This is a genomic window from Thioclava sp. GXIMD4215 (genome assembly GCF_045291555.1).
In the GTDB taxonomy this organism is placed as follows: domain Bacteria; phylum Pseudomonadota; class Alphaproteobacteria; order Rhodobacterales; family Rhodobacteraceae; genus Thioclava; species Thioclava litoralis.
In genome coordinates, this window is the sequence record NZ_CP149515.1 from 2,103,252 (window position 1) to 2,128,696 (window position 25,445).

Consider the following 25,445-nt stretch of genomic DNA (forward strand, 5'->3'; position numbering starts at 1 on the left):
GCATAAAAAAGCGGGGCCGATGGCCCCGCCTTGTCAATCTGATCCTGAGTTACTCTGCCGGAACCGCTTCGGGCTCGTCCGACAGCGGATAGGGCAGGTGACGCAGCATCTCTTTCGGGCAGACCTGCAGGAAGTTCAGGCGCTCCGTCTCCCAGTTCTGCAGGATCTCGGTGGCTTTGACCGAACGGGTTTCTTCGACATGGCGTTCGATCAGCCCCTTCACCTGCGCTTCCCAATGGTTATGGCCCAGACCACAGGTCACCAGAGATTCCGGATTGACGAGGTTCTCGGCCACGCCGTCCGGATCGTAAAGATAGGCCATCCCGCCCGTCATCCCCGCGCCGAAATTCGCGCCGATCGAACCGAGGATCACCGCCACACCGCCGGTCATATATTCACAACCATTGGTGCCACAGCCCTCGATCACCACCCGCGCACCCGAGTTCCGCACGGCGAAACGCTCGCCCGCGCGGCCTGCCGCAAACAGGTAGCCATCGGTTGCACCATAGAGCACGGTATTGCCGATGATGGTGTTCTCGGAGGCCTTCAGCGGCGAGATCATCGGCGGACGCACCACGATGATACCGCCCGACAGGCCCTTGCCGACATAGTCATTCGCATCGCCCGAGACCTCGATCTTCAGACCAGGCGCCGCAAAGGCCCCCAGCGACTGACCGGCAGACCCCGTCAGCTTCACCGTCAGATGGTCGGGCTGCAGCGCGTTGCGCATGCCGAAGTTCTGCACGATGTGGCTCGAGGCGCGCGTCCCGATGGTGCGGTGCGTGTTGCGCACGGCATAGGACAGCTGCATCTTCTCGCCTTCGTCGAAGAAGCGCGCGCCATCGCGGATGATTTCGGCATCCAGCGTATCGGGCACATAGTTGCGCGGCTTCGAACGGTCGTAGACGATCTTGTCCCAGCCATCCACGGTCAGCAGCAGCGGGTTGAGATCAAGGTCATCCAGATGCGCCGACCCACGCGAGACCTGCGTCAGCAGATCCGCACGACCGATGATCTCGTCCAGCGAACGCGCACCGATCGAGGCAAGGATCTCGCGGACTTCCTGCGCATAGAAGGTGATCAGGTTGACGACCTTATCTGCCGAGCCGGTGAACTTCTTGCGCAGTTCGGCATCCTGCGTGCAGACGCCGACGGGGCAGGTGTTCGACTGGCACTGACGCACCATGATACAGCCCATCGCGATCAGGGCCGCAGTACCGATACCATATTCCTCGGCACCCATCATCGCGGCCATGACGATGTCACGACCCGTGCGCAGACCACCATCGGTGCGCAGCGTGACGCGGCCCCGCAGGTTGTTCATCGCCAGAACCTGATGCGCCTCGGTCAGACCCATCTCCCACGGCAGACCCGCGAATTTGATCGAGGTCGCCGGAGACGCTCCCGTGCCGCCATTATGGCCGGACACAAGGATGATATCGGCTTTTGCCTTGGCCACACCGGCGGCAATCGTGCCAACGCCCGAAGACGCCACCAGCTTCACCGTCACCTTGCAGCGCGGGTTGATCTGCTTGAGATCGTAGATCAGCTGCGCCAGATCCTCGATCGAGTAGATATCGTGGTGCGGCGGCGGCGAGATCAGCGTGACGCCCTTGGTCGAGTGACGCAGACGCGCGATCAGGTCGGTGACCTTCATGCCCGGCAGCTGGCCACCCTCACCCGGTTTCGCCCCTTGGGCTACCTTGATCTCAAGCTCTTCGCAGTGGTTGAGGTATTCGGCGGTCACACCGAAACGACCCGAGGCCACCTGCTTGATCTTGGCGGACGGATTGTCGCCATTGGGTTCGGGCACGAAGTGTGCCGGATCTTCCCCGCCCTCACCGCTGTCGGATTTCGCACCGATACGGTTCATCGCGACGTTCAGCAGCTTATGCGCCTCGGGCGACAGCGCCCCCAGCGACATGCCCGGCGTCACGAAACGCTTACGGATCGAGGTGATCGATTCCACTTCCTCGATCGGCACGGGCTTGCCCAAAGGCTTCACGTCCAGAAGATCGCGGATATGGATCGGCGGATTGGCCCGCATCATGGCGCTATACTGTTTCCACAAGTCATAGCTGGCGCGGTCACAGGCGGCTTGCAGCATATGCATGCCCTGTGCGCCCCATGCGTGGGTCTCGCCCGAGCGGCGCGATTTGTAGAAACCGCCAATCGGCAGGACATCCTGACCACCCAGCCAGCCCAGCTTATGGACCTCCTCGAGCTTGTGCTGGATGCCGTGCAGACCGATGCCCGAAATGCGCGAATGCATGCCCGGGAAATATTCGGCCACCATGGCGCGCGACAGACCCACCGCCTCGAAGTTCAGACCACCGCGATAGGAGGAAATCACCGAAATCCCCATCTTCGCCATGATTTTCAGCAGGCCCGCATCCACCGCATCGCGATATTTGCGCACTGCCTCCAGCAGAGTGCCTTCGATCAGCCCGCGGTCGATCCGGTCGGCAATGGTGTCTTCGGCCAGATAGGCGTTGACGGTGGTTGCACCGGCGCCCACCAGCACCGCGAAGTAATGCGGGTCCATACATTCAGCCGAACGGACATTGATCGAGCAGAAGGTCCGTAGGCCCTTACGGGTCAGCCAGCTATGCACAGCCGAGGTCGCCAGGATCATCGGCATCGCGATCTTGTCTTCGGACTGGTTCTCGTCGGTCAGGACGATATGGCCTGCGCCCGAACGCACGGCGTCTTCGGCCTCGTTACGGATACGGGCCAGACCGTCGCGCAGCGCTTCCTGATCCGCGCCAGCGGGGAAGGTACAGTCGATGATCGAGATATGCTCGCCGAAGATCTCGGCCATCTTGTTGAACTCTTCATTCGCGATGAAGGGCGTATCAAGAATAAGGATCTCGGTCTGGGCGCTGTCTTCGTCCAGCACGTTCTTGAGGTTCCCGAAGCGCGTCTTCAGCGACATCACGCGGTTTTCACGCAGGCTGTCGATCGGCGGGTTGGTGACCTGAGAGAAGTTCTGGCGGAAGAAATGGCTCAGCGGGCGGTATTTCTTGGACAGAACGGCAGGCGGCGTGTCATCGCCCATCGAGGCAATGGCTTCCTTGCCATCCTCGGCCATCGGGCTGAGGATCTGTTCGATGTCCTCAACGGTATAGCCCGCCGACATCTGGCGTTTGCGCAGTTCCGCACCGGTATATTTGGCGGCCTCGGGTAGGTCGCGCATCAATTCGGACAGGTCGGTGACCTTGTCCACCCACTCGCCGAAGGGGCGCGAGGCGGCCAGTTTGTCCTTGATATCGGTGTCGTGATACAGCTTGCCCTCGGCCATATCGACGGCAATCATCTGCCCCGGACCAAGCGCGCCTTTCTCGATGACATTGGCCTCGTCGGTCGGCACCATGCCCACCTCGGAGCCTGCGATCAGCATGCCGTCACCGGTCACCACATAGCGCAGCGGGCGCAGGCCGTTGCGGTCAAGCCCGCCACAGACCCAGCGGCCATCGGTCATCGCAAGGGCGGCAGGGCCGTCCCACGGCTCCATCACGGCGTTGCAATAGCCATACATATCCTGCCATGCCTGCGGCATTTCGTCGGTGGCCTTGGACCAGGCTTCGGGCACCAGCATGGTTTTCACCATCGGTGCGATCCGGCCCGAACGGACCATCAGTTCGAACACCGAATCCAGCGCGCCCGAGTCGGAGGCGGCAGCGGGGATCACCGGTTTGATGTCTTCGGCCATATCGCCGAAGGTCGCCGAGGCCATGCGGATCTCGTGCGACTTCATCCAGTTGATATTGCCCTTGATCGTGTTGATCTCGCCGTTATGCGCGAGCATCCGGAAGGGCTGTGCCAGCCACCATTCGGGGAAGGTGTTGGTGGAATAGCGCTGGTGGTAGATCGCGAAGGACGACTCGAAACGCTCGTCCTTCAGGTCGGGATAGAATTCCGCAACCTGCTCGGCCAGCATCATGCCTTTATAGATGATCGAACGGGTCGAGAGCGAGCAGATATACAGGCCCTTCAGTTGCGCCGCGATGGCCGCTTTCTCGATCCGGCGACGGATGATGTAAAGCTCGCGCTCGAACTGCTCCTCGTCGATATCCTTCTCGTTACGGATCAGGATCTGTTCGATCTCCGGGCGGGTGGCGTTGGCTTTGTCCCCCAGACAAGAGGTCGCGACCGGCACGTGGCGCCAGCCATAGATATAGTGGCCCATGCGCAGAACTTCGGATTCCACGATGGTCCGGCAGTTTTCCTGCGCGCCGAAATCGGTGCGCGGCAGGAAGACCTGACCCACGGCGATACGCTTGTCCATATCCGGCTCGTGGCCGGTGCGGCGGATCTGGTCGTGGAAGAAGGGGGCAGGGATCTGCACATGGATACCCGCGCCGTCGCCGGTCTTGCCGTCGGCATCCACCGCACCGCGGTGCCAGATCGCTTTCAGCGCATCAATGCCGTTTTCCACGACGCGACGCGAGGCTTTCCCGTCGATCGAGACAACAAGCCCCACACCGCAGGACGACTTCTCGTCATCCGCCTTGTAGAGCGAGTTTGCCGACATCCATTCACGCTTGGCTTCCTCGCGGGCAACCCAGGCTTCATCATATTTGGTCATGTCATGCCTCCTTGGGAGAACGTAGTGCACCGGCTGTGACGCGCGGCGAATTCAAAGGGTGGCTTGCGCCTGGTTCGTGTGGGGCTGCGCCGATTATCGCAAATCTTCGGGGCGCAGCGCCGTCATCGTCATGTCGCAGTCGTAGATCGGCTTTGCGGCACCAAACCCGTCTTCGCCCTCATGGGCAAAGGAGACTGGCGCATCATAGGTCTGCACACTGTCGCCTTGCGGGCTTTCATAGGTTTCGCGTCCTGAAAAGAACACGCGCAGATCGCGGTCGATATACTGGGTTCCAGACCGGCGGGCGAGGATGTTGCCAGCCTTGTCCTGTGTTTCCAGTTTGAAATCCGCGCGTTCCAGAACCTTGCCGTCAATCGTGACCTTGTCTCCGGTGAGCCAGTCGCGACCGATCTGGCGGCGGGTCTCTCCGAAATTGTTGTAGGTGACAAAGTCGTAATCATCCTCGCCTGTGTCGAGCAGCGTGCTGAACGAAGCATTATCCTTGGAGCCTGCCTCGTCCAGCTGGGCGATTTCCCCGTTATCAAGGCTGATCGACTGAAGCCAGCGGGTCTCGGAATCGATCAGTGACAGGAAGTATTCGCCATCGCCATCGGCATAAGAAATCCAGCGATCGCCTTCGGCATCCCCCGCGCAGTGATAGAGATTGGCGACCTGACAGCTATGCATCTGCACCGTCAGATCCAGCGTGCAGGCATCGGGCACGGCAAACTGGTCGTCTGCCGATTGCGCCTGTGCATGTGCGCCGATCAAGGTGATTGCTGCAAAAACTGCCACCCGTTTCATGGGGATAGGTCCTTCCGTCTCTTCGCGCAGGGCCGGATGCAGCCCTGCCTGCGTGGATAGGGGATTACTGGGCCGCGACGGCGGTCACACCATCAAGATAGCGGATGATCTCGGCGCCAGCCTCGCGGCCGTCGCGGATCGCCCAGACCACCAGCGAGGCCCCGCGCACGATATCGCCCACCGCATAAACGCCGGGGATATTGGTCGCATGGGTGCCGAACTCGGCCTTGACGGTGCCCCAACGGGTGACTTCCAGCTCTTTGGTGTCCCATTGGTCCTGCAGATCTTCCGGCTCGAAACCGAGGGCCTTGATGACCAGATCGGCTTTCTCCTCGTAGATCCCGCCTTCGATGGGCTCGGGCGACTGACGGCCCGAGGCATCGGGTTGGCCCAGCTTCATCTTCTGGATGGTGATCGAGGTGACCGGATTGCCGGTAAAGCCCTTGGGCGCTGCCAGCCAGACGAATTCCGCGCCTTCTTCCTCGGCGTTCTGCACCTCACGCTGCGAGCCGGGCATGTTGGCACGGTCGCGGCGGTAGAGACATTTGACCGAGGTCGCACCCTGACGGATGGCGGTGCGTACGCAGTCCATCGCGGTGTCCCCACCACCGATAACCACGACATTCTTGCCCGCCGCATTCAGCGTGCCGTCTTCGAATTCGGCAACCTCATCCCCGAAGGACAGCTTGTTCGAGCAGGTCAGATAGTCGATCGCGCGCACGATACCTGCCGCATCCGCACCCGGATCACGCAGATCGCGGGTCTTATAGACGCCGGTCGCAATCAGCACGGCGTCATGCTTGCCGCGGATCGCATCGAAGGTGATATCGGTGCCGACATTGCAGTTCAGCACGAATTCCACGCCCGCTTCTTCCAGCTGGGTCACGCGACGCATGACGATATCCTTCTCCAGCTTGAAGCCGGGGATACCATAGGTCAGCAGCCCGCCTGCGCGGTCGTGACGGTCATAGACGGTGACCTTGCAGCCCGCGCGGCGCAGCACGTCCGCCGCCGCCAGACCACCCGGACCCGCGCCGATGATGCCGATGCTTTCCTCACGCTCGACCTTCGGCGTGATGGAGGGCACCCAGCCGTTCTCGAAAGCGGTGTCGGTGATGTATTTCTCGACCGAGCCGATGGTCACGGTGCCATGCCCCGATTGCTCGATGACGCAGTTTCCTTCGCATAGGCGGTCCTGCGGGCAGATGCGACCGCAGATCTCGGGGAAGGTATTGGTGGCTTGGCTGATGTGATAGGCTTCTTCCAGACGGCCCTCTGCCGTCAGGCGCAGCCAGTCGGGAATGTTGTTATGCAGCGGGCAGTGCTGGTGGCAATAGGGCACACCACATTGCGAACAGCGCCCTGCCTGTTCGGCCGCTTTCTGTTCGGCGTATTCCGCGTAGATCTCGTTGAAGTCTTGGGCGCGTTGCTTCGCGTCGCGCTTCGCCGGCATTTCCTTTGCCGTCGACACGAACTTCAGCATGCGTTGCTTGGCCATGGCTAGCGCCTCCCTAGCGTTTCTTTGGCACTGTGCTACACGCTAACCGAAGGCATTAAAAGTAAGGAGGGCTGACCTAAATATCGCTTTTTTCGTGTTTTGAGAAAATTCACAATAAAAAATGCGGAGAATTAGGTCAGCTTTGGTTGCTTAGTTAGCGCGCGATGGCAAAATATCCAAAGATCGCAAGGCCGACGAGGATCCGCCAATAGCCAAAAATCGCGTAGCCGTGGCGCGAAATGAAGTCGAGCAGGTGGCGGACGACGATGACTGCAGAGATGAACGCCATAACAAAGCCGATGACGATGAGCGTCATATCGTCAGCGTTCAACAGATCGTAGTTTTTGTAAAGGTCGTAGGCAAAGGCACCGGCCATCGTTGGCATCGACAGGAAAAAGCTGAACTCGGCGGCGGCACGTTTGGATACGCCCATCAACATGGCTCCCACAATGGTCGAGCCCGAACGCGAAGTCCCTGGAATCATGGCCAGACATTGGATGAAGCCGATGGCAAGCGCCTTGCCCAGCGGGATTTTCATGGCGTCGTCATGTTTGGGGTGAAGGTCCATACGGTCGATCACAATCAGCACGATGCCGCCCAGAATAAGGCTGGTGGCGATGATTAGCGGAGAATCGAAGAGCACGCGTTTGATGAAATCATGCGCAAGAATGCCAATGAAAACGGCAGGCAGGAAAGCGATAAGGACGCTGAGGATGAAGCGCCGCGCCTGAGGGTCATGGGGCGCGGCGGTGAAGACCTCGAACAGCTTCTTGGCATAGACGCCAAGAATGGCGATGATTGCGCCAAGCTGGATCACAACTTCGAAAGCATGCCCTGTCGAGTGGAAATCAAGCATTTCCCCGACAATCAGCACATGCCCCGTGGACGAAACGGGGAGGAACTCAGTGAGACCCTCTACAAATCCAAGTATTGCGGCGGAGAGGGTATCATTCATGAGATCAGGACCGTTTTAGATTTTTTGCAGAAGCTTGAATCTCTTCATACTGTCCATGCGGACGGAAGCGCCAGAGGTAACCCGCCATGATTGCGTTCATTGCCGTAGGTGTGATCTGGAGTTGAGCAAAGCTTCGCGCGTCTTCCGAAACGATATTGTCCTTCTTCAGATTTTTCACCTGATCACGGGTCAGAAGCGTGTTGCTGAACAAACCGCCGGTCAGCGTCTGTAGCAGATCGAACAGTCCCGCCACCAGAGAGGCCAGACCGAAAGGCATGTTGAAGATCGTACGTTTGCGATTGATCACGCCCAGCATGGTTTTCAGAAGATCGCTCAGGCTGGCCTGATCGGGGCCGCCCAGCTCGTAGGTGCCCTTGGCCTTGCCCTCGACCCCCATCACCGCTGCGGCGGCCACATCATCCACCCAGACCGGCTGGAATTTGGTCTTGCCGCCGGTGATCGGTAGAATGAAGGAGAAGCGGCTCATGGCTGCGAATTTGTTGAAGAACCCGTCTTCCGTCCCGAACAGAACCGAGGGGCGCAAGATCATCGCTTCCGGGAAATGCTCCAGAACGGCGGCTTCGCCTTCAGCCTTGCTGCGCGCATAGGCGCTTGCGGCTTTGGCATCTGCTCCGATGGCCGAGAGATGTACGAGATTCTGCACGCCAAGCTCTGCGGCAATCCGTGCCACACGTCCTGCACCCTCGGCTTGCACGGCATTGAAGCTGTTCTTGCCCGTGGTGCACAGGATGCCAACGCAGTTCACAACCGCATCTGCGCCGATCATCGCGGCGCGCACCGACGCGTCATCACGGATGTTGCAGAAAACCGGCTCTACCTGACCAACCGCGCCATAAGGCTTGGTGAAAAGCGCCTCGTTCGGGCGGCGCACGGCAATCCGGATACGCCATCCGTCTTTTGCAAGGCGGCGGGCAATATAGCGCCCTACAAAACCAGAACCGCCATAGATCGTCACAAGTTTCGCCATTGGCTGGGCCTCCCCCTTGCAATTTTTCCCTTCCTGATTACCGATTTACCTCTTGCGGGACAAGGGGCCAGCGGCATTCCTTCGTTCTCGGCGAAAAAAATGAAAATTTCCTATTGACGGTGCTTTGCTCTCACCGTAGAAGCCTCCTCACACCAGCGGCGCTGCAGCGAAAGACACAGCAAAGCAGGAACGCCCAGATGGCGGAATTGGTAGACGCGCACGGTTCAGGTCCGTGTGCCGCAAGGCGTGGAGGTTCGAGTCCTCTTCTGGGCACCAATCCAAAAAAACCCGCTTAACCTCAACAGGTTAAGCGGGTTTTTTGTTTTACCCACCCAATTTCTTTCCCACTTGGTCGTGATCGGCGCTGGCCTGATACAGGTTGGCACGTTTGGCCCTTTCAGAAGAAGGCTCCAAACGGATTTGACTATGTGCAGGCAGGCCTTGCGCCGGTCCCCGCGAGAGGCTCGAAGTTCGGGGTTGCGCCCGTTTGGGGCGCGGTGCGCTGGCGCCGCAATGTCGCGGATTTGGCCGGAGAAACCGGTTTTTCCGCTTCACAGTCATGAAACCTTAGTCGTTAAAGGCCATTCGAGCCTTGCCCGAGAGGATTTGGCTGCCTAAACCGCAGAAAACAGGAGGCCTTATAGTGCGTAGATCAAAGACCACGACGGAAGATCGCCCGACAACGAAACGGGTTGGCGCATTGCGAGGCCTCTGGCCCTTCTTGCGGCCCTATCGCGGCCTGGCTGTTTCGGCTCTTCTGGCTTTGGTGCTGACAGCCTCGGTATCGCTGGTGCTGCCGATTGCGGTGCGCCGTGTGGTTGACGGGTTCAACAGCGGCGCGGCCCTGCTGGACGAATATTTCGGTGCGGCACTGGTGATTACCGCGCTTCTGGCGATCGGGACGGGCGCGCGTTACTATTTGGTGACCCGCTTTGGCGAGCGGGTTGTGGCCGATATCCGTATGGCGGTGTTCGACCGTGTCATCGCCATGTCGCCCGCCTTTTTCGAGAAAATCCTGACCGGCGAGATCATTTCGCGCATCACCACCGATACGACGCTGATTCTCTCTGTGATCGGTTCTTCGGTTTCGGTGGCGCTGCGGAATTTCCTGATTTTCGTTGGGGGGATGGTCATGCTTCTGGTGACCTCCGCCAAGCTGACGGGACTGGTGCTGCTGATCGTTCCGGCGGTGATCGTGCCGATTATTGTCTTGGGGCGGCGGTTGCGCGGGTTGTCGCGTGAAAATCAGGACTGGATCGCAAGCTCTTCGGGATCGGCCTCCGAGGCGCTGCTTTCGGCGCAGACCATTCAGGCCTTTACCCATGAAACCCGCACTCGCGACAGGTTCCGCGATGTGACCGAAAAAAGTTATAGCGCCGCCAACCGCCGGATCCGCACACGCGCCATGATGACCGTGATCGTGATCTTCCTGATCTTTTCCGGTGTGGTCGGCGTTTTGTGGGTGGGCGCGCGCGATGTGCGCAACGATATCATGTCGGTCGGTGAGCTGGTGCAGTTCGTCATCTATGCGGTGATGGTCGCAGGCTCGGTCGGGGCGCTTTCGGAAATCTGGGGCGAGTTGCAGCGTGCGGCAGGGGCGACAGAGCGCCTGATCGAGCTTTTGCAGACCAAGGACAATCTGGAGGACCCCGAGACGCCGATGGCCTTGCCGCGTCCGGCCAAGGGGGCGATCAGCTTTGCCGATGTCAGTTTCCACTATCCCTCGCGTCCTGACACTTCGGCGCTGGATCATGTGACGCTGGAGATCGCGGCGGGGGAGACGGTGGCGCTTGTCGGGCCTTCAGGGGCAGGGAAGACGACGATCATCCAGTTGATCCAGAGGTTCTGGGACCCTGAAACGGGGGCTGTATCGATTGACGGGGTGGATCTGCGGCAGATGGCACGGGCCGATTTCCGTCAGTCCATCGCGCTTGTCCCGCAAGATCCGGTGATTTTTGCGGCCTCTGCGCGCGAGAATATCCGTTTTGGCCGTCCCGAGGCCAGCGATGCCGAGGTCGAGGCTGCGGCCCGTGCCGCCCATGCGCTGGACTTCCTGCAGGCGCTACCGGACGGGCTTGAGACCTATGTCGGCGAGCGTGGCGTGATGTTGTCGGGCGGGCAGAAGCAGCGCGTGGCGATTGCGCGCGCCATGCTGCGGGATGCACCGATCCTGCTTCTGGACGAGGCGACATCGGCACTGGATGCCGCTTCGGAGCGGGCGGTGCAGGCGGCGGTCGAGCAACTGGCACAGGATCGCACCACCATCATCATCGCGCACCGTCTGGCGACCGTGAAAAAAGCCGACCGTATCGTGGTTTTCGATCAGGGCCGGATCGTGGCACAGGGCACTCACGAAAGCCTTGTGGCCGAGGGCGGGCTTTATGCAGAGCTGGCACGGTTGCAGTTTACCGAAGGGGAGTAATCCCTTTCGTGCCGCAGGTCACCGCGCCCAGAGTCGGGACATCCCCCCCGAGCGGGCCCCGAGCGAGCCCCGAGCGGGGGCATAAAAAAAGAGGCCCCGAAGGGCCTCTTTCTTTTACCTGCTGATGGTATCAGGCATCAACCTTCCGGCACGCCCTCCCCTGCGCGCCGTGGGACGCCCGAGAGTTCAGCGGGTAACCGGACGACCGGTGTAAAGCTCTTCGCCAACGCGGACGGTGATTTTGCCGTCTGCCAGTTTGCCTTGGTAGATGCCTTGGATCGAAACCGAGCTGCCAACGGTGATAGTACGAAGCATAAGGACCTCCCTTAGAAGATGATCCGGATCCTGATTAATCCGATATCTTTATAAAACAGGATTGTCATAAAATTGCAAAGAAAAAAGGCGAGGTAGGGTGAATTATTTCTTAAATGGAGGCAGTTTTGAAATTTTGTCGACAGTCCGGCAGAAAAACTGCCTATATTGCCGTCATTGAATGTAAAAGGCGCCCAGATAGGGCGCCCTAAACACGAATCAAGAATATTTTTTCAACCTAAAGCCAGTCCCGCAACATCGGTATCAGCGGGATATCGGCGGGCGGCATTGGATAATCCGTAAGTTCCTTCGCCCGCGCCCATGTCAGCGTCTGGCCTTCGCGCGGGGCAGGGATGCCCTCCCATTTGCGGCAGGCAAAGAGCGGCATCAACAGATGGAAATCGTCATAGCTGTGGCTGGCAAAAGTCAGCGGCGCCAGACAGCTCGCCCAGGTGTCGATCCCCAGCTCTTCCTTCAGCTCGCGGATCAGGCAGGCCTCGGGGGTCTCGCCCGCCTCGACCTTGCCGCCCGGAAACTCCCATAGCCCCGCCATCGATTTGCCCTCGGGGCGCTGCGCCAGAAGCACGCGCCCGTCGGGGTCGATCAGGGCAACTGCCGAGACAAGAACGATCTTCTTGGTCACGAGCGGTAATCCGCGTTGATGTCGATATAGCGATGGGTCAGATCACAGGTCCAGACGGTTTTTGACGCCTCGCCCAAGCCCAGATCCACCCCGATCACCAGCTCGGCCTGTTTCATATAGGCCGAGGTCGCCTCTTCCGAATAATCGGGATTGCGCCAACCCTTTTCGGCCACCACGATATCGCCAAACCGGATCGTCAGCAGGTCGCGTTCGGCATAGGCGCCGGATTTGCCCACAGCGGCCACGACGCGGCCCCAATTTGCATCCTCGCCCGCAATCGCGGTTTTCACCAGCGGAGAATTGGCGATGGACATGGCGATGGTATGGGCATCGGCCGTTGTCTGTGCGCCCGTCACCTGCACTTCGACAAATTTCGTGGCACCTTCGCCATCCATCACGACCTGCTTGGCCAGATCGGTCATCACGGCACGCAGGGCCTTTTCAAAGGCAATCGCGGCGTCGCTGCCCTCGATCAGCGGAGCCGCGGGCGATTTGCCGGTGGCCGCAAGGATCAGCGCATCCGAGGTCGAGGTGTCGCTATCAACGGTGATTGCGTTGAACGTATCATCCACCTGCCACGACAGCAGCTTTTGCAGCAGGTCGGGTGCGATGGAGGCATCGGTGAAGATATAGACCAGCATCGTCGCCATATTCGGCGCGATCATCCCCGAGCCCTTGGCGATACCGGCGATCTTGATCTCGCCGCCTTCGCCCGCCACGGTCGCGCAGGCGCCTTTGGGGAAGGTGTCGGTGGTCATGATGGCGCGGGCGGCATCGGAAATCGAGGCGGGGCTGAGCTTGGTCTTCAGTTCGCCCAGCACATTGGTGATACGCTCATGCGGCAGCGGCTCGCCGATCACGCCGGTCGAAGAGGTGAACACGCGCGAGGCCGGAAGCCCCAGCGTTTCGGCCACTTTGCCCGAGATCGCATCGACCGAGGCCTGACCATTGGCGCCGGTAAACGCATTGGCGTTGCCCGAGTTCACCAGAATGGCCGCGCCCTGATCCGAAACCGGATTGCCCGCCAGCTTGGCCTGATTGTCCAGCACACAGGCCGCGCGGGTCGAGGATTTGGTGAAGACGCCCGCAAGCGCCGCACCGGGGCAGATCTCGGCCAGCATCACATCGGTGCGGCCCGCATATTTGACGCCCGCCGCAGCAGAGGCAAAGCGGACGCCGTCAATTTCAGGCAGGTCGGGGAAGCGTGCCGGAGCAAAAGGCGAAACCATCGCCGACTTTGCCGGAGCGATCTCGGCTCCGACCCCGCCGGTCTTCAGTCTCGCTTTGAGTTTCTTGACCTTGCTTTCAAGCTTGTCGACGCGGCGTGCGTACCGCTTGATGGTCTTCTTCTTCCCAGGCATGCGCCATCCCCTTCCATGTTTCGGCCTTATTGGCCGAACAACGTGTCGTTCTTCAGGATAGCAGGATCAATGTCGCCGTCCATCCGCTTCACATCTGCGGCGTCAACTGTTTCCTTCACGCGATCTTCCACCGCTTTCTGACGCAGATCGTCTTCCAGCTCGGCCCGGACATCGTCGATTTTCGGCGCATCGGCAATGCGGGTGCCTTCGCGTTTGATGATATGCCAGCCATATTCGGTCTGCACGGGGTCGGAAACCTCGCCATCCTTCATCTTGGCGACGGCATCGGCAAAGGGCTGCACCATCGCATCCAGCGAGAACCAGCCCAGATCGCCGCCATTCTCGGCTGCGCCATCCTGACTATTGGCTTTGGCCAGCTCGGCGAAATCCGCGCCGTCATCCAGCTTTTTCTTGATCTCTTTGGCCTTCTCTTCGGTCGGCACGATGATATGGGCGGCGTGATATTCGGTCACCGGATTGTCGGCGTTATATTTTGCCGCATAGGCTTTCTGGACCGCATCATCGGACGCGGCACGATTTGCCGTATATTCCAGCATCGACCCTGCCAGATAGGCACGGCGCTGCACTTCAAGGGCAACGTCATCGCGCTTGGTCTTGCGGCCTTCGCCGATTTCCGAAAGAGCGGTCTGCTGCACAAGCTGGTCAAGGATGCCTTTGAACAGCGTTGCATCATCAAGTTGCAGATATTGCGGCGGCAGGCTGTCGCGCACGATCTGCATCTGGCCTACGGTGATATCCTTGCCGTTTACGGTGGCCACCACCGTGTCGGCATTCACATCCTTGCGGTAGTCTTTGGCAGCCGCAGGGGCCGCTTTGTCGGCCGCCGGCGCTGCGGGGGTGCTGTCTTGCGCCTGTGCGCCCGCAGCCATCATCGCAACCACGGCTGCGGTCCCCAGAAGTTTCGTCAGTTTCGGCATCTTGGCCACTCCTTCACTGCCGCATTCCTTCGCGGCGTTGACACTCTGACAGTCGACCCTTACATCGCCAAGGGTCAAAAAGGCCCTTTGTGCCCTTTCTCGCATGCTTTTTAGGCAGGCCCGAATGGCGCGGCAAGGGTGGCCCCACACACGATTTGGTCAGTCCAATTGCGGAGAAGTCATGCTCGGCCTCGGAACACTCGCGAAAAAGGTTTTCGGCACGCCGAATGACCGCAAGGTAAAATCTGTTCGTCCTCTGGTGGCGAAGATCAACGCGCTCGAGGAAGAGTTTGCGGCCCTGACAGATCAGGGTCTGATCGAAAAAACACATGAATTCCAACGGCGTGTGCAAGAGCAGGGCGAAAGCCTTGATGATCTTCTGCCCGAAGCCTTTGCGAATTGCCGCGAGGCGGCACGCCGTGCACTGGGGCTGCGCGCCTTTGATGTGCAGCTGATGGCGGGCATCTTCCTGCATCAGGGGCAGATTGCCGAAATGAAGACCGGCGAGGGCAAAACCCTTATGGCCACTTTCCCCGTCTATCTGAATGCGCTGGCCGGTAAGGGCGTGCATGTGGTGACGGTGAACGACTATCTCGCCCGCCGTGATGCGGAGTGGATGTCGAAAGTCTATGGCGCGCTCGGGCTGAGCACCGGCGTTGTTGTGCCCTTCCAGCCCGATGCCGAGAAAAAGGCGGCCTATCAGGCAGATATCACCTATGCGACCAATAACGAGCTTGGGTTCGACTATCTGCGCGACAATATGAAGGGCTCGGTCGAGGAAATGGCGCAACGCGGGCATTTCTTCGCGATTGTCGACGAGGTCGATTCGATCCTGATCGACGAGGCCCGCACGCCGCTGATCATCTCCGGCCCTGCCGAGGATCGTACCGAGCTGTATAATACGCTCAACAAGTATATCCCCGAGCTGACCGAAGAGCATTACACCATCGACGAGAAGGCGCGGAATGCGACCTTCACCGAAGAGGGCAACGAATATCTGGAGCAGCGCCTTCAGGCCGAGGGCATCCTGCCCGAGGGCCAGTCGCTTTACGATCCGGAATCGACCACGCTGGTGCACCATGTCACGCAGGCTCTGCGTGCGCATAAGCTGTTCAACAAAGACGATAATTACGTCGTGGCCAATGGCGAGATCGTGCTGATCGACGAACATACCGGCCGCGCCATGAAGGGCCGCCGTCTGTCCGACGGCCTGCATCAGGCGATCGAGGCGAAAGAGGGGGTGCAGGTGCAGCCCGAAAACGTCACGCTGGCCTCGGTGACCTTCCAGAACTATTTCCGCCTCTACGAGAAGCTGGCCGGCATGACCGGCACCGCCTCGACCGAGGCCGAGGAATTTGCCGAAATCTACAAGCTGGGCGTGGTCGAAGTGCCGACCAACCGCCCCGTGCAGCGGATCGACGAGCACGACCGCGTCTATCGCACCGCGATGGAAAAATATCAGGCCGTGATCGAGGCCATCCGCGAGGCGCATGAGAAGGGGCAGCCCATTCTTGTCGGCACCACCTCGATCGAGAAATCCGAGATGCTGTCACATCTGCTGACGCAGGCCGGTATCACGCATAACGTCCTCAATGCCCGCCAGCACGAGCAGGAAGCCCAGATCGTGGGGGATGCCGGTCGTCTGGGGGCTGTGACCATTGCCACCAACATGGCCGGTCGCGGGACCGACATCCAGCTGGGCGGCAATGTGGAAATGCGCGTGCAGGAAGAGCTGGCACGCGATCCGGAGGCGGATCCCGAAGAGGTGCGCGCCCGTATCGAAGCGGCCACCGCCGAAGAAAAGCAGAAGGTTCTGGAGGCGGGCGGGCTGTTCGTTCTGGCGACCGAGCGCCATGAATCGCGTCGTATCGACAACCAGCTGCGCGGTCGTTCGGGCCGTCAGGGGGATCCGGGGCGCTCGCTGTTCTTCCTGTCGCTGGAAGATGACCTGATGCGGATCTTCGGGTCCGACAAGCTTGAAAATGTTCTGTCCAAGCTTGGCATGAAAGAGGGCGAGGCGATCATCCACCCGTGGGTGAACAAGTCTCTGGAGCGCGCGCAGGCCAAGGTCGAGGGTCGTAACTTCGACATCCGCAAGCAGCTTCTGAAATTCGACGATGTGATGAACGATCAGCGTAAGGCGATCTTCAACCAGCGTCGCGAGATCATGGATAGCCGTGACGTAGACGAGATCGCCGCCGATATGCGCCATCAGGTGATCGATGATCTGGTGGATCAGTATCTGCCGCCGAAATCCTATGTTGATCAATGGGATATCGAAGGGCTTGCGGCCGCGATCCAAGAGGGTCTGAACCTCAGCCTGCCGCTGGCGGACTGGTCGCAGGAAGAGGGCGTCGATCAGGAGGTCATGCTGGAACGCATCGAGGAGGCCTCCGACGCCTATATGGCAGAGAAGGAAGCCGCCTTCGGCCCCGAGGTCATGCGCACGATCGAAAAGCAGATCCTGCTGCAAACGGTCGATACCAAATGGCGCGAGCATCTGGTGAAGCTGGAGCATCTGCGTTCGGTGATCGGCTTCCGTGGCTATGCGCAGCGCGATCCGCTCTCGGAGTATAAAACCGAAAGCTTCCAGCTGTTCGAGGCCCTTCTTGACGGGTTGCGTGTGGATGTGACCCAGCGCCTTGCGCAGATCCGCCCGCTCACCGAGGCCGAGCGCGAGGCCCTGCAGGCGCAGATGTATAGTGCCCGCAACGAGGAGCAGCCCGAGCCGGAGCAACACAGCATGCCGGAAGAGCCTCCCCGGATCGAGGTCGTGGGCGAGACCCGTCCGGGTTTTGACGAGAACGATCCTGCCACTTGGGGCGAACCGGGCCGGAATGACCCTTGCCCGTGCGGGTCGGGGCTGAAATTCAAGCATTGCCACGGTAAGCTGTAAGGCGCTGCTTGCAGGTGAAGAATACGGTCGAGTTCGTCCCGAATCCGAATAAGTTTGTCCAGAAATCTGTATATAGGGGCGCTGAAAGGCACCTCTACTTCATTTAGAGGGGCGGTTAAGGAAAATTTATTTCATGCCGCAAGGTGCGAGGGGGGCTCCGATCAGATGCCGGAAGTGCGGAGCACCGGCACGCGCTGCGGTCATGCCGAGGAATAATACCTGATGACACGCCCAGGCAGGCTATCCATACGGGCCTTCTGATCTTACGCGTAACCTCAGGTCTGGATGGTGTTCAGGGGCCATGGCACTTCGACCTCCGCTCGGCAGGTACGCGGTGATCGACAATGAGAGCGGCTTGCGGTCACTCGCTGCAAGTGCGAGATTGTCGACACGTCTGGCGAAAAGCAGTCTTTAGAGATGGTTGCGGGATCATTGGTCACATGGAAACTAATCAGCCCAAATGTGTAGACCCCAAAGTCGCAATCCTGCATATTCCAACGAAAATAGTTCAGGACACCACCTGCCCACAAAAATTACGAGGCACCAATAATTGGGCGAAACGGCATTCAATCAGATCCATTCCGCCAGTGACGCGCTTATCGACATTGTATTTGTCCATGGCCTTTCTGGTGATGCCCATTCGACATGGGACTGTGGTGGGAACGATGGCTTTTGGCCCCAATGGCTTACCGGGGATATCGCCCCATGCAATGCATATTGCTTGGGTTATGGCGCGACTGTCTTTGAGAAGTGGGCCAGGAAAGAGATGGATATGTTCGAGCGTGCCGACAACGTTCTCGAACAATTTGCCGGTAAAGGGCTGGGGAAACGCCCACTGGTGTTCGTCACTCATAGCCTAGGGGGCATTCTGGTCAAGATGGTCCTGCGCGCGTCCGTAGACGCTGACGACGAAGATTGGGCCGCCGTATCAACCGCAACCAAACTCGTGATATTCTTGGCAACACCGCACATTGGCTCTTCCATCGCCAATATCGTGGAATCAGTGCCAGGGGCCTCAAAGCACATCAAACTGTTGGGCAATGAAACTGGCATGCTGGAAGATTTGAACAAGGCATACCGTAAGTTCTGCGCCGCGAACGATGATCATGTTACAAAGGTCTATTACGAAAAGCACAAGACTCGAAAAGCTGTGCTCGTTGTTTCGAGGGAATCCGCCGACCCGGGGATCCCCGGTGCAAATCCAGTGGCCGTCGATCGGGATCATATTTCGATATGTAAACCCAAGGATCGCGACGATGTCGTTTACCGTGGCATCAAGCGTCATATTGAAAGAACACTGAGCTCCGCGACGCCGTCAAGCGGAGCGTTGGCTTTCACCGACTATGGCGCAAAATCCGACCATGACCGACGCGACCTCCTTCAGAAGCTGATCGATGCTAATAGAGAGATCGAATACGATTATGCGAATGATGCCCAGAACAAGTTCGCGCGTGGTTACGCTAGGACGGGATTGTTTTCAGCCGCGAAAGAGGATCATGATGCGCTTCTGGCAGAAATCGAAACACGGTTCGTTACCCACGTGTTCCATCCCTATATCTGCAAAGATGCACCCGAAGACGCCGTGCGAAAAGCACTTCAGGAAAATGTTCTCGATCCCATAATAGCAAAGAGCTTTGGTGGGACGAAATTTCCAGCCTCAGCGGTCCTCTCAGGTCTATATTTTCTAACTGAACAATGCCACATTAGGTGGGATAAACCAATATGAGTGCGCGACTGTGGTATTCCCAATTCGATATCTATGATTGTATCCGTCGTGTGGGTGGATTGCTGCTGGAGTTGCGGCAACCGGTTCATCTTGAGCGGCTTTATATTCTGGATTTCTTCTTTGCCAACGCACCTCTCCTCCACCGGGTCACGATGACCGCTGATGTCAGAAGTGCCTTTCGTGATCTGGCAATTCCAAAACCAGATAAAGTCTTTTTGTCTTACCCAGCGTCCCCTCTTCTCTTTCATAAGATGGAGAGCGCTCAAACATCGGCTCTGAGCGCCCTTGTTGCAAAGGGCCTTCTCAATACCGAGAACTTCGCAGGAAAAACCGCTAAGTTAAGTACACTTGGAACGTCTCTGTTTGCGGACATCGTGAACCGCATCGATAATGAGAAAGAGAGTGCTTTGGCTCACTTCCTCATCAATAAATATTCAGCCAGCCATAACGATGGTATGGCCAGCCTGCGTTCAAGTTGCGGATTGCGCAGGAGCGTTTGATATGGCCAGCCGTTATCTCCAAATTAACCGATTACGCATCATGCGACGGGGCCACACTGCCTACGACCAGAACTTTCACCCTGGCGTAAATATCATCCGTGGTGAAAACGGGTCGGGTAAATCCACTATCTCAGACTTCATCTTCTTTATTCTAGGGGGAGAGTTCGATGATTGGAAGGACGCAGCCAGTCAGTGTGACGAGGTTCAAGCAGAGATTGAGACTTCAAACGGCAAGCTGGTGCTAAAACGTGCCACTTCGTCCGCCCAACAGCCTGTGGCTGTATTTTTTGGTGGCTTCGAGGACGCCTCAAAAAGTGTGTTGGACAGGTGGGAGATCTTTCCGCTCCGGCGTTCTGGAAACAAAGAAAGCTTCTCGCAGGTCATGTTCCGCACGCTTGGGATTCCAGAGGCCCAAAGCGATGGTGCGTCCAACATAACTATGCACCAGCTCTTGAGACTCTGCTATTCTGATCAACGCACCCCGGCGATGCGGATTTTTAGATATGAGTCATTCGATACGCAAAGCATTCGCGAAGCAGTTGGCGATCTGATATGCGGCATCAGCGGATATGAGCTCTATGAAATTGGATTGGAAATTCGTGACAAAGAGAAAGAGTTCTCAAAGATCGATGCCAAGCTTTCTAGCCTTTTGGGGGCCCTTAAACTCGAAAATGCGCTAGCAAACCCAGCCTCTATCAACGCCAAGCTCCGAGAACTGGCGGCTGAAAAAACACGTTTACATGATGAGATCGAAAACGTTGATCGTCATATTGATACAGGAGAAGTTGGCAATTTCTTGGCTGAGCGGAAGGCCGCACGCGCACGGCTTTCCAAACAACGTGAAGCCATCACTTCGCTCGAGGGTGATATCAGCGAAATTGAATTTGAACTGAGGGAGATCGCTCAATTCCAAACCTTCCTCGAAGAGCAACAATTTAAGCTAGCGGCCGCGCAGCTGTCTTTTGATGTCGTTGGTGCCATCGCGTTCAGCCATTGCCCCGCATGTGGTAAAGAAATTGTCACCCCAGACGTCGAAGATCACTGCTACGTCTGCAAGGAGAGTTTGGATCCAGACATCGAGAAGGCACGGTACAATCAAATCAGGCTTGATCTTGAGATTCAGACTCGTGAAACTAACCAGCTGTTAAGCCAAAAGAATGGTTCCCTCACCGAAAAACTGTCTGAAATTCGAAAAATGCGCAGCCAGCACAAGCGCGACCTTACTCAGTATCAGGTCAAATACTCTGGTCCCAACGGGCCACGGGAGGCTTTTTTAGCCGAGCGCACCAATCGAATTGGCCACATTGACGCGGAGGAGGCCTATCTACTGTCAACTTTGAAAGTTGCAGAAGAGATCGAAGCGTTGAGTGCAAGTAAAGCCTCTGTCCAAAAAGATCTGGACATTAAGAACGCTCGAGCGGCAGCGTTGCGCACTACGGCCGGCAAGAGGAGGACGGTGGCGCTTTCCAGTGTATCGCAGATTGCCGCTGCGATCTTGAGATCAGATCTTCCAAGGCAAGATGAATTTATCTCAGCGAAAGACGTTTCGCTTAATTTCAAAAATGATGCGAACTCCGTCGATGGCACTTACAATTTTGCGGAAAGCAGCAATGTCTTCCTCAAGAATGCGACGATTTTTTCTTTATTCCTCGCCGCCATGAAGGATGATGCCTTCTATCATCCGAGGTTCCTATTGTTTGACAACATTGAAGACAAAGGAATGCAAGAAGAACGTAGCCATCTCTTTCAAAAACTGATCGTTGAACACGCAACAGCCTTTGAAGCTCCATTCCAGATCATTTTCACAACGTCGATGATGAACCCAGCACTAGAGCTCCAAGATTATGTCGTAGGACCAGCCTATACGCATGAAAATCGCTCGCTTGACCTGGGCATTCCAGAAACCAAAGCTTGATAGTTCTGCTCTTTTGTAGACCAAAGCTGTGGCACATTCTCGGCAGCATGGCTCTCGATCTCGGTAGTAAACTTAGTGTCGAGCATAAGGTCGGCCTCAGCAGGATAATAAAAAACCTAGAGAAGATCGCACCTGACGCGAAAGAGCATTAGTTTTCGAGCTCTCTCGTCGAGCGAGTGAAAACGCGGCGCGTCGAATCCTGACAAGGGAGCCGTTAAGCGGTCGTCTCAGACCTTTTTCAGCGACCTGATAAAGTGCCCACCATGCGTGTCCGCGTTGCCGAGCTATCTGACTTGGCTGGAAGCACGACTGCATGGGGAGCGCGACGAAGACGAATGGCTGGCGGGTCAGGGCTTGCAACAGGTCCTTGATGCTGCGCTGATGCTCGGTGTCGAGATCGAGCAAGGGCATAAGGTGGCGCCGAAGACCTTGGTACCGGACCGCCATGAGGCGGCGGTGGAAGCGGGATTCCGGATCTACGCGCAGGGGCCGAAAGCGATCATCAACGCCTTGGATCTGATCCGGGAGACATCCCCCGCCCAAGCCGCGCAGGCAGGCCCACTGGCCAAGTACGGAAAGCTTTATGATTGGCTCGACCGGCAGTGCAACGGGCGCGATCCCGGACCGATCCGAGATCTCCTGCGCGCGCATATCATCGAGCACGACGTTCGAGTTCGTCCCGAATCCGGGTAAGTTTGTCCCGAGGTCTGTATATGGAGGTGCCGAAGGGCACCCCTACTTCATTTAGGGGGGATGTTGGGGAAATTTTAGTTCATGCGGCAAGGTGCAAGGGGTAGTCCGGTCAGTTGCCGGAAGTGCGGAGCGCCGGCACGCGATGCGGTCATGCTGAGGAATCCGGCCCTGACGCTGCTGCCTTCGCAACAATGTCGCTTTAGCTACCCGCTTGATGCGGACGGGATCGCCCTGTTTCTGAAGGCGACAGGACAGCAGGCGGTGGACGTGCGGCTTGCGGTCTCTCTGCCTGATCTTCCCCAAACGGCGGGCTGGGCGGGGTTACGCCAGACAATGGCCTTTCGGGTGGTTCGCTGATCTTACTGATGGTGGCTGTCCTGATGGGGTGGCATATTTGCCGCCTTCTGGTCTTTTGGGGCATGGTCTTGCCACATCTGTGCCTTTCAGGCCCCGCATTTCGGTTATATGTTGTTAAGCAACGACAAACGCGACGCCGTAGGGTGCAGAGCAGCATGAAACAGAAAATGCGGGAAATCTCTTTGATTTTGGCCACGGGTGTCACCGCCGTGGCCTGCAGCCAGTTCATGCAGCATGCCGATACGATTTTCGCCCAATTTGGCGTGTCGCCTGCCGATGCGGCCATTCCGCATATCGCGCGCCCTGTCAGCGAGACCCGTCTGGTCAGTGCGCTTGGTGCCGCACAGTCTTTGGGGGCGGCTCCCGCGCGGGCATTGGGGGCTGATCTGCCGGTGCCCACCCTACCGCAGGATCGCCTTTATAGCGCGAGCTTCACGACAGAACCTGCCCCCGCTCGGCAGGTGGCCCCGCCGCAGGGCCCCGCGCTGGAACTGGCGGAGGCCAGCGCTTGCGGCGAACCGGTTCTGCATCTGGAGAAAGCTGAAAACGGCATGATTTCGGTGGCCTATATCGATGCCTGTCATGCCGGTGCCATTGCGACCCTGACCCAGCCCGGTCTGCAATTCGACGTGCAGCTTGATGCGCAGGGCAAATGGGGGGGGCTCGTGCCGGCGATGATTGCCAATACGCGCCTGACGGTGGCCAGCGCGGGGGGCGTGGTCTCGGAAGGGATCAACCAGCCAGACGCGGCCCAATGGAACCGTGTCGTTCTGTCATGGACGCGCCCTGTCGCATTGCATCTGAGCGCCCGCGACACGGCGACAGATGGCACACCGGAGGGTTACCTTACGCGGTTTTCCAGCGTGGAAGACGGTCAGCAGGCCGAGGTCTATTCGACCCGTCTGGATTTGGCCAAGGCCAGGCTGGCCATTGATGCGGCCCTGACTAAAGAGAGCTGTGATCAGGATCTGGAGGGCAATATCGCATGGTCCGATCAAAGCAAGCTGCACCCGATGATGCCGGTGACCTTGATGATGCCCGAATGTGACCAGCTTGGCGGGGCGGTGGTGATGGATCTGCCGAACCTTGCCGAGGTCGGGCCCTGATCACAGATACCCTTCCGCGCGGAAACTGAGTTCACGGCTTTTGCCGATGATCAGGTGGTCATGCAGCACAAGCCCCAGAACACCCGCCGCACGGTTGATCTGGTCCGTCATGGTCAGGTCTGCCTCTGACGGGGTTGGATCGCCGGAGGGATGGTTATGCACCAGAATCAGCGCCGAGGCATTCAGCTCCAACGCGCGTTTCACCACCTCGCGCGGATAGACCGGCACATGGTCCACCGTGCCGCGCGACTGTTCCTCATCCGCGATCAGGGTGTTTTTCCGGTCCAGATACAGCACGCGAAACTGTTCGGTCTCGCGATGGGCCATTGCGGTGTGGCAGTAATCCAGCAGGGCATCCCAAGAGGACAGCACCGGCTGATGCATGACACGGGCACGGGCCAGACGATGGGCGGCGGCCTCCACAACCTTCAACTCGATGATGACCGCTTCGCCCACCCCTTCGATTTCGGCCAGACGTGACGGCGGAGCGGCCAGCACCCGCCCGAAGTCACCAAAAGCCTGCATCAGGCGGTGGGCGAGCGGCTTGACATCCTGTCGCGGGATGGCGCGAAACAGCACCAGTTCCAGCATTTCATAATCGGGCAGGGCCTGTGCCCCGCCCTCCATGAAGCGGGTTCTCAGCCGCTTGCGATGGTCCTTGATATAAGATGGCAAGCGCACCGGATTCTGCCGCGCAGGCGCGCAACCGACGGGGCGCGCGGGCACCGCTTCATCGGGATGACCGAAAAGCGGCAGAGGGGCTTCGTGAAAGGCGTTCGGTGGCTGTGTCATGCCGCAAGATTGCCTTGGCTTGGTGAAGAAAGGCTTAACCTGTTAGCCATGTTCATCATCGACCTAAGGGCAGTTACACATTCTTCACGAGAATAAGGAAGGATAATAGTCGGGGTGCAAGGAAGGGTAAGATGATCGGGATCTATTCTGGGACGGGACCCCAGATTCGGGGCTATCAAAGCCAGTCCGGGCGGGTGCAGGACGTGGCGGTGGTGACGCTTTCCAAATCTTCGCCACAGGGGCCGCAGATCTCGGTTGTGGAGTCAAAGCTTCCGCGTCCGATGACCGCCTCCGAGATGGAGTTGGATCTTCTGTCCAATCTGCGCAGTCGCCTCCAGTCAGAAATCTCTTCGGCGCAGGCCCTGCTGCAAGGGGATACACAGGCTGACCTCACGCTGGACGCCCAGCATGTCTGGAACAAAGGGGGCGCCGAGGCATTGGCGGCCTATGTCGGTACGCTGGAACAGGCCGATACACTTCTAGGAAAACAGCAGGATTTCCGGCAGGCCATGTTTGGTGCCGAGACCGAGGCCGAGACCCAGGGCCTGATTGATCAGGCGCTCGGGGATCGGGCGGAGCAGATGCTGGATGCGCAGCAAAGCAAGGCCGACTGGGGGCGCCAGCGGGCCCTGTTGCGGCTATTTGCCATGACGGGGCAGGATAGCGAGGCGGCGATGGCCTTCCTTGCGAAGGGCAAGGCGCTTGCACGGGCCGGTCAGAAAGCGGCTCTTGTCGCTGATATGAAAGAGCAGATCGCCAGCGGCGAATTGAATGTCTCGGTCTCGACCGAAACGGCATGGGCACATGAGGCCGTCGGCATCGAACGTGTCACCGAGCGCAATCAGATTTCGATGGTCTATTCCAAGACATATTACCAGTCGGCTTCGGCCTTCGCCCTTTCCGCCGGATTTTCGGGAAGCTATTCCCGCAGCCTATGAAAAAAGCCGCCCC

At 58.5% G+C, this 25,445-nt stretch carries 19 protein-coding genes and 1 tRNA gene; 10 read left to right on the plus strand and 10 right to left on the minus strand.

Going from position 1 to position 25,445, the window contains the following annotated elements:
• Positions 1-49: 49 nt before the first annotated feature.
• From gltB to WDB86_RS10400, 5 genes are all read right to left on the minus strand, one after another.
• Positions 50-4,588 carry a glutamate synthase large subunit gene (gene gltB, locus WDB86_RS10380; protein WP_406735860.1) on the minus strand — a complete coding sequence of 1,513 codons (4,539 nt, stop codon included), beginning with the start codon at positions 4,586-4,588 and terminating at the stop codon, positions 50-52.
• Between the two features lie 93 nt (positions 4,589-4,681).
• Complete coding sequence (locus WDB86_RS10385) at positions 4,682-5,392, minus strand: hypothetical protein (RefSeq protein WP_406721482.1); 711 nt, start codon at positions 5,390-5,392, stop codon at positions 4,682-4,684.
• Between the two features lie 64 nt (positions 5,393-5,456).
• Positions 5,457-6,890 (minus strand): NAD(P)-dependent oxidoreductase, encoded by a 1,434-nt coding sequence (locus tag WDB86_RS10390; protein WP_406721481.1) that lies wholly within the window; start codon positions 6,888-6,890, stop codon positions 5,457-5,459.
• 154 nt (positions 6,891-7,044) lie between these two features.
• Positions 7,045-7,845 (minus strand): undecaprenyl-diphosphate phosphatase, encoded by an 801-nt coding sequence (locus WDB86_RS10395; RefSeq protein WP_339108516.1) that lies wholly within the window; start codon positions 7,843-7,845, stop codon positions 7,045-7,047.
• A 4-nt stretch (positions 7,846-7,849) separates the two neighbouring features.
• Positions 7,850-8,833 (minus strand): complex I NDUFA9 subunit family protein, encoded by a 984-nt coding sequence (locus WDB86_RS10400; RefSeq protein ID WP_339108515.1) that lies wholly within the window; start codon positions 8,831-8,833, stop codon positions 7,850-7,852.
• 191 nt (positions 8,834-9,024) lie between these two features.
• On the opposite strand from WDB86_RS10400, the gene WDB86_RS10405 reads away from it, so the two are divergent.
• Both WDB86_RS10405 and WDB86_RS10410 read left to right on the plus strand, forming a co-directional pair.
• Positions 9,025-9,109, plus strand: a tRNA-Leu gene (locus WDB86_RS10405).
• Between the two features lie 364 nt (positions 9,110-9,473).
• Positions 9,474-11,255: an ABC transporter transmembrane domain-containing protein gene (locus tag WDB86_RS10410; RefSeq protein WP_406737041.1), complete on the plus strand. Its 1,782-nt coding sequence runs from the start codon at positions 9,474-9,476 to the stop codon at positions 11,253-11,255.
• Positions 11,256-11,441: 186 nt separating this feature from the next.
• On the opposite strand, the gene WDB86_RS10415 is transcribed toward WDB86_RS10410, so the two are convergent.
• From WDB86_RS10415 to WDB86_RS10430, 4 genes are all read right to left on the minus strand, one after another.
• Entirely contained in the window at positions 11,442-11,570 is a 129-nt protein-coding gene (locus tag WDB86_RS10415; RefSeq protein WP_339108514.1) for a hypothetical protein, read from the minus strand.
• Between the two features lie 235 nt (positions 11,571-11,805).
• Positions 11,806-12,210, minus strand: a complete 405-nt coding sequence (gene mutT / locus WDB86_RS10420) for an 8-oxo-dGTP diphosphatase MutT (RefSeq protein ID WP_339108513.1) — start codon at positions 12,208-12,210, stop codon at positions 11,806-11,808.
• Entirely contained in the window at positions 12,207-13,571 is a 1,365-nt protein-coding gene (argJ, locus tag WDB86_RS10425) for a bifunctional glutamate N-acetyltransferase/amino-acid acetyltransferase ArgJ (RefSeq protein WP_406721479.1), read from the minus strand. The genes mutT and argJ overlap by 4 nt, the downstream gene beginning before the upstream one ends.
• Positions 13,572-13,597: 26 nt before the next feature.
• Complete coding sequence (locus tag WDB86_RS10430) at positions 13,598-14,509, minus strand: peptidylprolyl isomerase (RefSeq protein WP_406735861.1); 912 nt, start codon at positions 14,507-14,509, stop codon at positions 13,598-13,600.
• A gap of 181 nt (positions 14,510-14,690) precedes the next feature.
• Between WDB86_RS10430 and secA the strand changes: the two genes are divergently transcribed.
• The 7 genes from secA to WDB86_RS10465 all read left to right on the plus strand — a co-directional run bounded on the left by secA (position 14,691) and on the right by WDB86_RS10465 (position 23,702).
• Positions 14,691-17,405: a preprotein translocase subunit SecA gene (gene secA / locus WDB86_RS10435; RefSeq protein WP_339108510.1), complete on the plus strand. Its 2,715-nt coding sequence runs from the start codon at positions 14,691-14,693 to the stop codon at positions 17,403-17,405.
• A gap of 550 nt (positions 17,406-17,955) precedes the next feature.
• On the plus strand, positions 17,956-19,131 hold the full coding sequence (locus WDB86_RS10440) for an ABC-three component system protein (protein WP_406735862.1): 1,176 nt from the start codon (positions 17,956-17,958) through the stop codon (positions 19,129-19,131).
• A complete protein-coding gene (locus WDB86_RS10445; protein ID WP_406735863.1) occupies positions 19,128-19,631 on the plus strand; it encodes an ABC-three component system middle component 5 in 504 nt (167 codons plus the stop codon). The genes WDB86_RS10440 and WDB86_RS10445 overlap by 4 nt, the downstream gene beginning before the upstream one ends.
• 1 nt (position 19,632) lies before the next feature.
• Positions 19,633-21,546 carry an AAA family ATPase gene (locus WDB86_RS10450; RefSeq protein WP_406735864.1) on the plus strand — a complete coding sequence of 638 codons (1,914 nt, stop codon included), beginning with the start codon at positions 19,633-19,635 and terminating at the stop codon, positions 21,544-21,546.
• Between the two features lie 276 nt (positions 21,547-21,822).
• The gene (locus tag WDB86_RS10455) at positions 21,823-22,239 is read left to right on the plus strand and encodes a hypothetical protein (protein WP_406735865.1); all 417 of its coding nucleotides are present in this window, start codon (positions 21,823-21,825) and stop codon (positions 22,237-22,239) included.
• 150 nt (positions 22,240-22,389) lie between these two features.
• Positions 22,390-22,596, plus strand: coding sequence for a hypothetical protein (locus tag WDB86_RS10460; RefSeq protein WP_406735866.1), 207 nt, complete (start codon positions 22,390-22,392; stop codon positions 22,594-22,596).
• Positions 22,597-22,751: 155 nt separating this feature from the next.
• Positions 22,752-23,702: a hypothetical protein gene (locus WDB86_RS10465; RefSeq protein ID WP_406735867.1), complete on the plus strand. Its 951-nt coding sequence runs from the start codon at positions 22,752-22,754 to the stop codon at positions 23,700-23,702.
• Here WDB86_RS10465 and radC read toward each other — a convergent pair whose 3' ends face one another.
• Positions 23,703-24,494: a DNA repair protein RadC gene (radC, locus tag WDB86_RS10470; protein WP_406721475.1), complete on the minus strand. Its 792-nt coding sequence runs from the start codon at positions 24,492-24,494 to the stop codon at positions 23,703-23,705.
• Between the two features lie 131 nt (positions 24,495-24,625).
• Here radC and WDB86_RS10475 point away from each other — a divergent pair, with 131 nt between their 5' ends.
• Positions 24,626-25,432: a hypothetical protein gene (locus tag WDB86_RS10475; RefSeq protein ID WP_406735868.1), complete on the plus strand. Its 807-nt coding sequence runs from the start codon at positions 24,626-24,628 to the stop codon at positions 25,430-25,432.
• Positions 25,433-25,445 lie beyond the last annotated feature (13 nt).

What these genes read in the sequence shown, in the direction of transcription:
- WDB86_RS10400 (WP_339108515.1), bottom strand. Translation starts at nt 8,833, where the DNA reads ATGGCGAAACTTGTGACGATCTATGGCGGTTCTGGTTTTGTAGGGCGC.
- secA (WP_339108510.1), top strand. Translation starts at nt 14,691, where the DNA reads ATGCTCGGCCTCGGAACACTCGCGAAAAAGGTTTTCGGCACGCCGAAT.
- WDB86_RS10450 (WP_406735864.1), top strand. Translation starts at nt 19,633, where the DNA reads ATGGCCAGCCGTTATCTCCAAATTAACCGATTACGCATCATGCGACGG.
- WDB86_RS10415 (WP_339108514.1), bottom strand. Translation starts at nt 11,570, where the DNA reads ATGCTTCGTACTATCACCGTTGGCAGCTCGGTTTCGATCCAAGGCATC.
- WDB86_RS10390 (WP_406721481.1), bottom strand. Translation starts at nt 6,890, where the DNA reads ATGGCCAAGCAACGCATGCTGAAGTTCGTGTCGACGGCAAAGGAAATG.
- WDB86_RS10465 (WP_406735867.1), top strand. Translation starts at nt 22,752, where the DNA reads ATGAAACAGAAAATGCGGGAAATCTCTTTGATTTTGGCCACGGGTGTC.
- argJ (WP_406721479.1), bottom strand. Translation starts at nt 13,571, where the DNA reads ATGCCTGGGAAGAAGAAGACCATCAAGCGGTACGCACGCCGCGTCGAC.
- gltB (WP_406735860.1), bottom strand. Translation starts at nt 4,588, where the DNA reads ATGACCAAATATGATGAAGCCTGGGTTGCCCGCGAGGAAGCCAAGCGT.
- WDB86_RS10475 (WP_406735868.1), top strand. Translation starts at nt 24,626, where the DNA reads ATGATCGGGATCTATTCTGGGACGGGACCCCAGATTCGGGGCTATCAA.
- WDB86_RS10460 (WP_406735866.1), top strand. Translation starts at nt 22,390, where the DNA reads ATGCTGAGGAATCCGGCCCTGACGCTGCTGCCTTCGCAACAATGTCGC.
- radC (WP_406721475.1), bottom strand. Translation starts at nt 24,494, where the DNA reads ATGACACAGCCACCGAACGCCTTTCACGAAGCCCCTCTGCCGCTTTTC.
- WDB86_RS10385 (WP_406721482.1), bottom strand. Translation starts at nt 5,392, where the DNA reads ATGAAACGGGTGGCAGTTTTTGCAGCAATCACCTTGATCGGCGCACAT.
- WDB86_RS10430 (WP_406735861.1), bottom strand. Translation starts at nt 14,509, where the DNA reads ATGCCGAAACTGACGAAACTTCTGGGGACCGCAGCCGTGGTTGCGATG.
- WDB86_RS10445 (WP_406735863.1), top strand. Translation starts at nt 19,128, where the DNA reads ATGAGTGCGCGACTGTGGTATTCCCAATTCGATATCTATGATTGTATC.
- WDB86_RS10395 (WP_339108516.1), bottom strand. Translation starts at nt 7,845, where the DNA reads ATGAATGATACCCTCTCCGCCGCAATACTTGGATTTGTAGAGGGTCTC.